The organism is Psychrobacter sp. CCUG 69069 (assembly GCF_021023115.1).
Classification (GTDB): domain Bacteria; phylum Pseudomonadota; class Gammaproteobacteria; order Pseudomonadales; family Moraxellaceae; genus Psychrobacter; species Psychrobacter namhaensis.
Genome location: NZ_QQAI01000025.1, coordinates 18,647 through 27,918, shown reverse-complemented (window position 1 = coordinate 27,918; position 9,272 = coordinate 18,647). Strand labels below are relative to the sequence as shown.

Genomic DNA, 9,272 nt, shown 5'->3' with positions numbered 1-9,272 from the left:
ATGAGTACATTCATTATTACAACCATGAGCGTATTCAATTGAAACTAAAAGGACTGAGCCCTGTACAGTACAGAACTCAGTCCTTGGGGTAAACTAAACCGTCCAAGTTTCGGGGGTCAGTTCAATTAAAAAGGGCTTTTTCTATCAACTATCGATTCATTACATCGCTGGTAACGGTGGCGGTGTTGAACCAGACGTCTTGATATCATTTTTTGATAAGTTTACTTCGTTATGCTGATAAACTCTTGGTGGCCGAGGGTCTTCACCTGCTAGGATATCTTGCAGTTGATCTCGATCAATGGTTTCCCACTTCATCAAGGCATCAACCATCGCATGCATTTTTTCTTGATTGCCTTCGATCAATTCACGGGCAATATCATACTGCTCTTCTAGCATACGGCGTACTTCTTCATCGACCTTTTGTTGAGTGGCTTCTGAAATCGTACGGCTACTAGAACCAAAGTAACCTTGCGAGCTGTCATCATCCTCATACACCATGATACCAAGCGCATCTGACATCCCATATTTAGTGACCATTGCGCGTGCCATTTTAGTCGCACGTTCAAAGTCATTAGAGGCACCCGTTGACATTTGATTGATAAAGACCTCTTCAGCAATACGACCGCCAAACAAAATAGCGATATCGCTCAGCATTTTTGTCTTATACATGCTTGTTTGGTCGTGTTCTGGCAGCTGCCAGGTGACACCAAGGGCAAAACCACGAGGCATAATCGTGACTTTATGCACAGGATCTGTACCCGGTAGCAACTCAGCCACTAAGGCATGACCGGCTTCATGATAAGCGGTTGCACGGCGCTCTTCTTCGCGTATCACCATAGATTTACGCTCAGGACCCATATACAGCTTATCTTTCGCATCTTCAAAGTCATTCATATCGACGCTAGTCTTGTTACGACGGGCAGCAAACAGCGCCGCTTCGTTGACCAAGTTAGCAAGCTGGGCACCACTAAAGCCAGGCGTACCACGGGCAAGAGAGCCTGCATCGACAGCAATGGTATTTGGCAGTTTTTTCAAATGCACTTTTAAGATCTGCTCGCGACCTTTGATATCTGGCAAACCCACTTGTACCTGACGGTCAAAACGACCTGGACGTAACAACGCCTTATCAAGCACGTCAGCACGGTTGGTGGCAGCAATAACGATCACCCCTTCATTGCCTTCAAAACCATCCATTTCCACCAACAACTGGTTCAAGGTCTGCTCACGCTCATCATTACCGCCGCCCATACCAGAACCACGGTGACGTCCGACCGCATCAATCTCATCAATAAAGATGATGCAAGGCGCGCTTTTCTTCGCTTGTTCAAACATGTCACGGACACGTGAGGCACCGACACCAACGAACATCTCAACAAAGTCAGAACCTGAGATTGAGAAGAAAGGCACCTTAGCTTCACCCGCAATGGCTCTTGCCAATAGCGTTTTACCTGTACCCGGTGGACCGACCATCAAGATACCGCGAGGAATCGTTGCCCCAAGTTTGGTAAACTTATCTGGGTCGCGTAAGAAATCGACCACTTCGACCACTTCTTCTTTGGCTTCTTCACAGCCAGCCACGTCTTCAAAATTGACGTTGATTTGATCTTCAGTTAGCATTTTGGCTTTTGATTTACCAAAGCTCATAGGGCCGCCGCCTTTACCGCCAGCACCACCTTGCATATTACGCATAAAGAATAAAAACAAACCAATAATCAAGAGTATTGGGAAACTGGCTATCAGTAATTGCATCAATACGCTTTGACGCTTTGGTGCAGTCCCTTGGACTTCGACTTGGTTCTCACGCAGCATTGGCATCAGCTCATCATCTGACACAGCTGGTCTAATGGTCTCAAAAGAGGAGCCATTTTTCTTCTCGCCGGTGATCTGCTCGCCATCGATTTCAACACTGGCTACTTGGTTTTCTGACACAGCGGTCACAAACTCAGAGTAGTTAAGGCTATCCGGCTCAGATGACTGATCAAAACCGCTAAACACCAGCACTAAAACGCCGATTACCACCAGCCACAATAAGGTATTTTTTACCATGTCGCTCACTAGTTATTCCCATCCCTTACTTATTGGTGTGTTTACTAAACACGTGACGTCTATAAACGCATTGCTCATCTTACTAAATATCCTGATATCAAAACTTCTGACTCAGACTTGTACAACAAAAATGTTGCAATAGATCTAACTTAATAAAAAACGAGCACATTAAGCGTTTATTATCAGACGACTTTGCCTAAAACGTATGCTTAAAACAAAGTTAATATACCATGATATGTGGTGCTGACCTGCATAATTCAAGCAAGTTTCGCTTTTATTCAGTTAACGATTGTAGCGCTTTTCATTTTCTAATTAGGGTACTTTATGGTGGTTCAATATTGCACTTACAAGACCAGTAACTCATTGATGTTAAAACTATTTAATAGCAACCCAAAACATCTCTTTCGAACGTGGCCGTGACGCGCCAGGTTTAATACTACGAATTTTACTAAAATCATGCTGCATCTGCTTGCGTAATTCTTGTGTACCTTCCCCTTGAAACACTTTCATAATAAGCGCGCCACCTTCTGGTAAGGTTGCCAAAGCAAAGTCCACTGCCAGCTCGCACAAGTACATCATGCGTGGCTGATCGATAGCGCTATTGCCCGCCGTATTGGGCGCCATGTCGGAGAGCACCACATCGACTTGTCTGTCGCCAACCTCGGCCATAATCGACTCAAACACTTCTGTTTCGCGAAAATCGCCTTGAATAAAGGTGACATCGGCAAGCGCATCCATAGGTAGAATATCAGAAGCAATCAAAATCCCTTTTTCACCCACCAGTTGGCTGGCTACTTGCGACCAACTCCCGGGAGCGCTGCCTAAATCTACGACCGTCATGCCTTTTTTGATAAGATTGGTTTTTTCATTAATTTCTAATAGCTTATAAGCCGCACGAGCACGGTAGCCGTCTTTTTGGGCCTTTTGCACATAATGATCGTCAATATGCTCTTTCATCCAAGCACTACTGCTTTTTGACAATTTTTTGTTTTCAATACGCGTGGCCAAAATACCTGCTCCTCTCACTTTGCAAAACACGAATACACACCTGTTAAATCGCTACTACACTTTAGAAATATTTTCCGTAGGAGTGCGATTCTTGTAGATAGGTGTTCAATCAGGCTATTAATTTGTTTTATGGTCTTAAACTGACCAAATCTATTGGTTAAAACACTGTTTTATAAGACAGTAGCGTTTATAATGTGACTAAACATTCAGTTTAACATTTTCATCACGTAAAATCGTGCAAAATCCTGCTGATCTCATGCAAGATGACCGCAGATTATCTATAATGGTCATTAACTGCTCTCAATAGCACTGTCTTTTACTTTTATCAACACTTAGGAATTCTATGGAACTCGATAACGCTACAATTAAACGCCTAAGAGGCATTGGTCACGAGCTAAAACCGATTGTCATGATTGGCAACAAAGGCGTGACCCCAACCATCATTGAGGAGATTGATCGTGCTTTATCAGATCATGAACTCATAAAAGTGAAGCTGCCTGCGGGCACAAAAGAAGAGCGTGATGTCATCGGTGCTGAGCTTGCTGCGGCTGCAAATGCCTCTTTGGTTCATTCTATTGGCCGCATGGCACTGTTGCTACGTCAAAACCCAAACGCCAATCCAAAGCTGTCTAACTTAGCACGTCACGCGCAGTAGTTCGTAGTGATAAGCGTATTGTTAATCACGGTAGCTGCTTATATCATAAGCAAATAGTGATGATAAAACCTAAAAGCCGCGATGCAACTTGCTCGCGGCTTTTATATTGCCTACTTGTCATGGACTGCCTTGTTTTTTAGTATTGAATCACATGACAAGTAACCTTTTCTCTCGTTATTGTTATCTTTGAGTCTTATCCGCTTATGAGCCAAATCTTTCCCCTCTGCATCGCCACTGAGACGATAGGCAGTGATGCCCAACAGCTGGGGTCATCCATAGAGGACTTAAAACGTATCTGTGTTCGGGTCAGTGCTCATGTTGTGCGACAGCCCGCATTACATTTACAGCTAACCTATCACGTCACCCTACCAAGCCAGTCTTTGGCCAATCAACTCACCTGGCCGACATGGCAAGCCGCAAAAGTCGGCTTTTTTGACTACTTATGGGAAGACACCTGCCTTGAGTGCTTTATCGCGGGTAGCTTACTGGGCAACGACGGCGTTGCTTGTGCTGTCAGTACAGAGTCTTACATTGAAATGAACGCCAGCCCAGATGGACGTTATGCCCTTTATCAGTTTGAGCGCTATCGTCACCCTGCGGCCTTACCGCCAACACCTTTGTATCAAACAGATGGCCGCACGCTTGCACGTATTGATTGGATCGACGACGTTGAATTGCCTTTATATAGCGAACCACCAACCGCCTCTAAGCTTGTAAGCTACAAGCGACGTATTGGTCTGCCTTTGACCCAACTACCCAATCAACAGTACGCTATCGCAAATACTACAATTGAGCACATACATCCTTGCGTAATCTTGAAATTTGGTAAGACAACTTTGTATTTTGCCCCAAGCCATGCCTCGCCGCCTGACTTTCACAATCGCCAGCACTGGTCAAAATTTAAGCTATAACCTCATGGGGTGACATACCTGCTCTAAATAATGACCAAAACGAAGCACATGAGCCAATCAAAGCCCTTTTTTTGATGAAATCTCAAAATCTAGCACACAAAAAAAACCAGCAATGTCATAAAGAGCATTACTGGGTTTGGAGAAAACTGTTCGCTTAGTTTTTCTAACGGATGTTTATTTATCCGCCATTGCAAGGTAGATACCACGGTCTGAGGCATCATCTACGTACTGCGAATCACGCCACGTGGTGTAACTATGTACCCCACTGTACGGGCTAATGCTGTTTTGACGGAAGTCAGATACCCAGCCATTACCATCAAAGATTTGAATGTGACCATGTGGACGGTTTGAGCTACGATCATAAACCACAACGTCACCCACTTGAGGGGCCATATCATTACTAATTTTAGTAAAGCCTGCTTGGGCAAGGGTGCCGCGCGAGGCGTACTGATAAGCTGAAGGATTAGGAGTAAACTCGTAACCGGCTGATTGTAGCGCTTTACGGACGTAGCGGGCACAGTAGCCAGAGCTTCTAGACAGCGCCACTCGTGAGGCACGTGCTGCTGCAATAGCAGGCGCAGAGTTACTATCAGGCACACGGCTGGCTTGCTGCTGACGTTGCTCATAAGATAAGCGACTGGTTAGTGACGCAAGCTGATATTCTTTTTGCTTGGCGTGGGCGCTTAAATTGTCAATGGCTTGACTGATCTCATCGTTACTATACACATGAGCGCCACTATTGGTGCTATAGATGTTGCGACTAGAACCGTAGTTCGCAGAAGTAGAAATATTTGTGATGGTATGACTCAAGGTATTATTTGGTTGTAAAGTCGTTTCGGCAGCACCACTCGTCTGTGCGATACCCATTCCCAATACTGACAAAATTAATAAAGCTTGTTTCATAAATTTACTACCTATTGTTAATACAAGAGCGCTCGTCATCCATGACAAAGCATCAATTAATTTAGAGGATATAATCATCAAACAAACATGATAAAATCCTTGTTACAACAGTTCGCTCTCTCTACAGAGTGACTAGTGCCAGTATCATCGTGCGTCTAGTCAACTGCCCCATAAATCGTTTGCTATATGTCGCTTTTCGCATGCCTGTTCTAAGTATCGAGTTTGTCACCTATTAGATGAGTCATTACGATGTCAAAAAAACAGCCTAATCGGCTTGCCCAGCTTATAGATCATCAAGCTTTTGCTGGTAGCGCACTACCTCAAACACTTGCTGATAACATGCGGCTATATATAGAAGCGACCAATGAAGTAAAAGAGCTATTGGTAGATTGTCTACCTGAGGAAATCCTCAATACCTGTTGGGTCGTAGGCTTAACCTCTGAGCAGTTAACACTCAGTGTCGGTTCGATGACTGCTGCGAATCACATCCGCTATTTACAAAGCGCTTATTTGCAAGTGTTAACAGAGCAGTCAATTACATTTAAACAACTCAAGCAAATTCGCGTCGTCGTAGCGAGAACATCGGCTGATAATTATTCATCTAAACAATCAACAGCGTTATCAGCAAGCTTATCGAAGCCTTGTAAAGCCAATGAAAATCAGGCCCTTAGCCAAAACACAAAGCGGACTATATCACAGGCCGCAGAGCATGTCACCACTGACGAAAACCTCAAAAAAGCCCTTTTGCGCTTGGTCAATCATTAGAAAACTTCGTATTACTATGTAAAGTTATGTAATTAAAAACCCAAAATGGCGCTACCAACGCTGGGTTTTTGTAATAGCGCAAACAAAAAAATCATCTGTGGGTGCCATTCATATCATGAACAGCACCCACAGATGATTTATAAATCGCCTACAGCTTTTATACTCTCTACCCTAACGCATGATGGTTAAGATTAACTAAACAATATATTCATAATATTGAATATTATGAGAATGTAATTATCGCCTGATTATGTAATATTGCGTAAATGTTTCGATACTTCCTGTATATTCCTGTATTTATCCCTCAACAGCCAAACCTTCCATAGGCAAATACTGAATCGGACAGGTTACATTGTCATCAAAAGTTACAATTTCAAAATTATCAGGGTCAGATAATATCTCACGCACCAATAAATTATTTAAGGCATGTCCAGATTTGTAAGCGTTAAAACGGCCTAAAATTGGATAACCAATCAGATATAAATCTCCTAGCGCATCTAAAATTTTATGACGAACGAACTCATCGTTGAAACGCAAGCCCTCTTCGTTAAGAATATTGGCTTCATCGATGACGATAGCATTGTCCATACTGCCACCTAACGCTAAATTATTCTGACGTAAGGCTTCAATATCGCGTAAAAAACCGAAAGTACGAGCGGAACTCAACTGTTCAATAAAATTTTGCGTCGAGAACTGTAATTGGGCGTGTTGAAAGTTTTTATCGATGGCCGGATGAGTAAAATCAATTTCGAAATTCAACTCAAACCCTTCGTAAGGGCGCAGTTCTGCCCATTTATCCTCTACTTTTACACGTACTGGTCGTACAATTTTTATAAACTTTTTTAAGGCATCCTGTTCACAGAACCCTGCGTCAAGTAACAGCGCAACAAACGGTGCAGCACTACCATCCATAATAGGGATCTCTGACGCCGATACTCGAATCAAGAGGTTGTCTACTCCAAGTCCGGCAATTGCACTGAGTAGATGCTCAACCGTACCAACACGTGTGCCGCCAAACACTAGGTTTGATGACATCATAGTGTCTTGTACTAAAAAGGCACTGGCTGGAATAGGCTTACTGCCTTCGATATCGGAGCGCTCGAAGACAATACCCGTATCAACGGGCTGCGGATGAAACTCTAAGTCAACAGGCTGACCACTATGAAGACCAATACCTGTAACAGCTATCGCAGTTTTTATGGTTCTTTGGTTCATGGCTGTTTTCTCACATATTTTGTTACAATTGCCATAGTGTACCATTACCTACCCTTAGTTCGCCATAGTTAAAACTCAATAATTTTCTTATCTCCTTGATTGATAACACTTATCGCCTATAACCCTTGATATTTTTTACCTTTTATTAACCTAATAATCGCTATGTAAACAGCTAAATTTACGCAAATATTTACAATTCTAAGTTGCCTTACCCCATGACTTGTTACAAGTGGCAGTAGCGCCGCCTACATAACCAAACGCCTTGTCAGTATAAAACGGATCGATCGGGCACAAAAAAGCCAGCGACTCAGCGCTGGCTTTTTGCATGCAAAAACACCTCAAACCATTATTTATTCTGTTGGCGCTTGAGATAGTCTTGAATACTGTTGGTTTTCGTTTTAGGCTGCTCTTGAGGCGCACTTGGGCGTACCGTACTGTCTTGATACATCTGCGCTTGCGACTGCTTTTGACTGTTTAGCGCACTGGTATGCACATTCGGATCGACAGGCTGAGTACTGTTTACAGAAGGAACTGGCTGCTCCACTACTTCAGGCTCTTGACCCGCATTTTCATCTAACGTCAAACCAGTTGCGATCACGGTTACATGCAAGTCGTCACCCATTTTTTCATCGATCACAGAACCATAGAAAATATGAGCTTCATCGATATCAGTGATTTCTTCCACTATTGCACTGATTTTACTCATCTCATCCAATGATAAAGATTCAGAAGAAATCACGTTGACCAATAAGCCTTTAGCATTTTCTAAACGTAAATCGTCCAGTAGTGGTGATCTAATGGCTTTTTCAGTTGCTTGACGCGCACGATCATCACCGCTAGCACGACCAATACCCATCATTGCATGACCTTTGGCTGTCATCGCGGTACGAATGTCGTTAAAATCGATATTGATCATACCTTCACTAGCGATCGTCTCAGCAATGCCCTGAACGGCATGTAGCAACACATCATCTGCCTTTTTAAAAGCATCTTGCATAGAGATGTTGCCGTAGACACTCATTAATTTATCATTTGGAATAGTAATGATAGAGTCAACGAAGTTGGTCAACTGCTCGATACCAGCTTTAGCCGCTTTGATACGTTTACCACCTTCAAACTTAAATGGGGTGGTGACGACCGCGACTGTCAGTACTTCCATTTCTTTGGCAATACGAGCAACCACTGGGGCCGCACCAGTGCCCGTACCACCGCCCATGCCAGCAGTAATGAACACCATGTCTGAGTGTTCAAGCAAGGCGCGAATGGCTTCTTCTTCGCTTTCTGCTGCTTCACGTCCAACTTCTGGATTAGCACCTGCGCCTAGACCACGATTTGTTTTTGCGCCAAGTTGTAATTTATGCGGAGCGGTTAAACGATCAAGCGCTTGTTTATCCGTGTTAGCACAGACGAACGTTACACCTCTAATTCCTTGTTGTACCATATGTTCAACCGCATTACCGCCACCACCACCCACACCGAATACAGTGAAGCTCGCTTGGCCGTTATTTTGAAGCTGGTTATCATCTGGCATGGTGTATTTTGACATAAAAAAGATTCTCCAGTTGCAGATAGCGTAATGGTCGATACGTGGTAACGCACACATACGGCGCGCTATCGACACACTATATATAAATGTATTTAAATAAAACAGGACTATGGCTTAAATGATTCAGTGTAGACAAAATCTGTCGTTACCAATCAGGGTATTACTTCTAATATTACTTAATTTTTTGCTCAAACCATTTGAGCGTACATTGCAAGATTTACCT

Annotated in this window: 10 protein-coding genes; 4 read left to right on the top strand and 6 right to left on the bottom strand. The window is 43.4% G+C overall.

What is annotated here, in order from left to right; genetic code table 11:
* Positions 1-92 (top strand): IS3 family transposase (locus DVY93_RS11855; protein ID WP_230710953.1); only part of this gene is annotated, 92 nt, incomplete at its 5' end.
* Between the two features lie 67 nt (positions 93-159).
* On the opposite strand, the gene ftsH is transcribed toward DVY93_RS11855, so the two are convergent.
* Positions 160-2,055: an ATP-dependent zinc metalloprotease FtsH gene (gene ftsH / locus DVY93_RS11850; protein WP_286740686.1), complete on the bottom strand. Its 1,896-nt coding sequence runs from the start codon at positions 2,053-2,055 to the stop codon at positions 160-162.
* Positions 2,056-2,421: 366 nt separating this feature from the next.
* On the bottom strand, positions 2,422-3,054 hold the full coding sequence (locus DVY93_RS11845) for an RlmE family RNA methyltransferase (RefSeq protein WP_230710952.1): 633 nt from the start codon (positions 3,052-3,054) through the stop codon (positions 2,422-2,424).
* Between the two features lie 343 nt (positions 3,055-3,397).
* Between DVY93_RS11845 and DVY93_RS11840 the strand changes: the two genes are divergently transcribed.
* Both DVY93_RS11840 and DVY93_RS11835 read left to right on the top strand, forming a co-directional pair.
* The gene (locus DVY93_RS11840; protein ID WP_193004775.1) at positions 3,398-3,709 is read left to right on the top strand and encodes a YhbY family RNA-binding protein; all 312 of its coding nucleotides are present in this window, start codon (positions 3,398-3,400) and stop codon (positions 3,707-3,709) included.
* 203 nt (positions 3,710-3,912) lie between these two features.
* Entirely contained in the window at positions 3,913-4,620 is a 708-nt protein-coding gene (locus DVY93_RS11835) for a hypothetical protein (protein ID WP_230710951.1), read from the top strand.
* A gap of 174 nt (positions 4,621-4,794) precedes the next feature.
* On the opposite strand, the gene DVY93_RS11830 is transcribed toward DVY93_RS11835, so the two are convergent.
* Entirely contained in the window at positions 4,795-5,523 is a 729-nt protein-coding gene (locus tag DVY93_RS11830) for a CHAP domain-containing protein (RefSeq protein ID WP_193004777.1), read from the bottom strand.
* 249 nt (positions 5,524-5,772) lie between these two features.
* On the opposite strand from DVY93_RS11830, the gene DVY93_RS11825 reads away from it, so the two are divergent.
* On the top strand, positions 5,773-6,288 hold the full coding sequence (locus tag DVY93_RS11825) for a hypothetical protein (RefSeq protein ID WP_198333892.1): 516 nt from the start codon (positions 5,773-5,775) through the stop codon (positions 6,286-6,288).
* Positions 6,289-6,585: 297 nt separating this feature from the next.
* On the opposite strand, the gene lpxC is transcribed toward DVY93_RS11825, so the two are convergent.
* The 3 genes from lpxC to ftsZ form a co-directional block, all read right to left on the bottom strand.
* Complete coding sequence (gene lpxC, locus DVY93_RS11820) at positions 6,586-7,503, bottom strand: UDP-3-O-acyl-N-acetylglucosamine deacetylase (protein ID WP_230710950.1); 918 nt, start codon at positions 7,501-7,503, stop codon at positions 6,586-6,588.
* Between the two features lie 198 nt (positions 7,504-7,701).
* On the bottom strand, positions 7,702-7,830 hold the full coding sequence (locus DVY93_RS12435) for a hypothetical protein (protein WP_265088170.1): 129 nt from the start codon (positions 7,828-7,830) through the stop codon (positions 7,702-7,704).
* A gap of 19 nt (positions 7,831-7,849) precedes the next feature.
* On the bottom strand, positions 7,850-9,049 hold the full coding sequence (gene ftsZ / locus DVY93_RS11815) for a cell division protein FtsZ (RefSeq protein ID WP_193005334.1): 1,200 nt from the start codon (positions 9,047-9,049) through the stop codon (positions 7,850-7,852).
* Positions 9,050-9,272 lie beyond the last annotated feature (223 nt).

Excerpts from the sequence above, each read along its gene's own strand:
- DVY93_RS11840 (WP_193004775.1), top strand. The coding sequence starts at position 3,398 with ATGGAACTCGATAACGCTACAATTAAACGCCTAAGAGGCATTGGTCAC.
- DVY93_RS11835 (WP_230710951.1), top strand. The coding sequence starts at position 3,913 with ATGAGCCAAATCTTTCCCCTCTGCATCGCCACTGAGACGATAGGCAGT.
- ftsZ (WP_193005334.1), bottom strand. The coding sequence starts at position 9,049 with ATGTCAAAATACACCATGCCAGATGATAACCAGCTTCAAAATAACGGC.
- lpxC (WP_230710950.1), bottom strand. The coding sequence starts at position 7,503 with ATGAACCAAAGAACCATAAAAACTGCGATAGCTGTTACAGGTATTGGT.
- DVY93_RS11830 (WP_193004777.1), bottom strand. The coding sequence starts at position 5,523 with ATGAAACAAGCTTTATTAATTTTGTCAGTATTGGGAATGGGTATCGCA.
- DVY93_RS11825 (WP_198333892.1), top strand. The coding sequence starts at position 5,773 with ATGTCAAAAAAACAGCCTAATCGGCTTGCCCAGCTTATAGATCATCAA.
- DVY93_RS12435 (WP_265088170.1), bottom strand. The coding sequence starts at position 7,830 with ATGCAAAAAGCCAGCGCTGAGTCGCTGGCTTTTTTGTGCCCGATCGAT.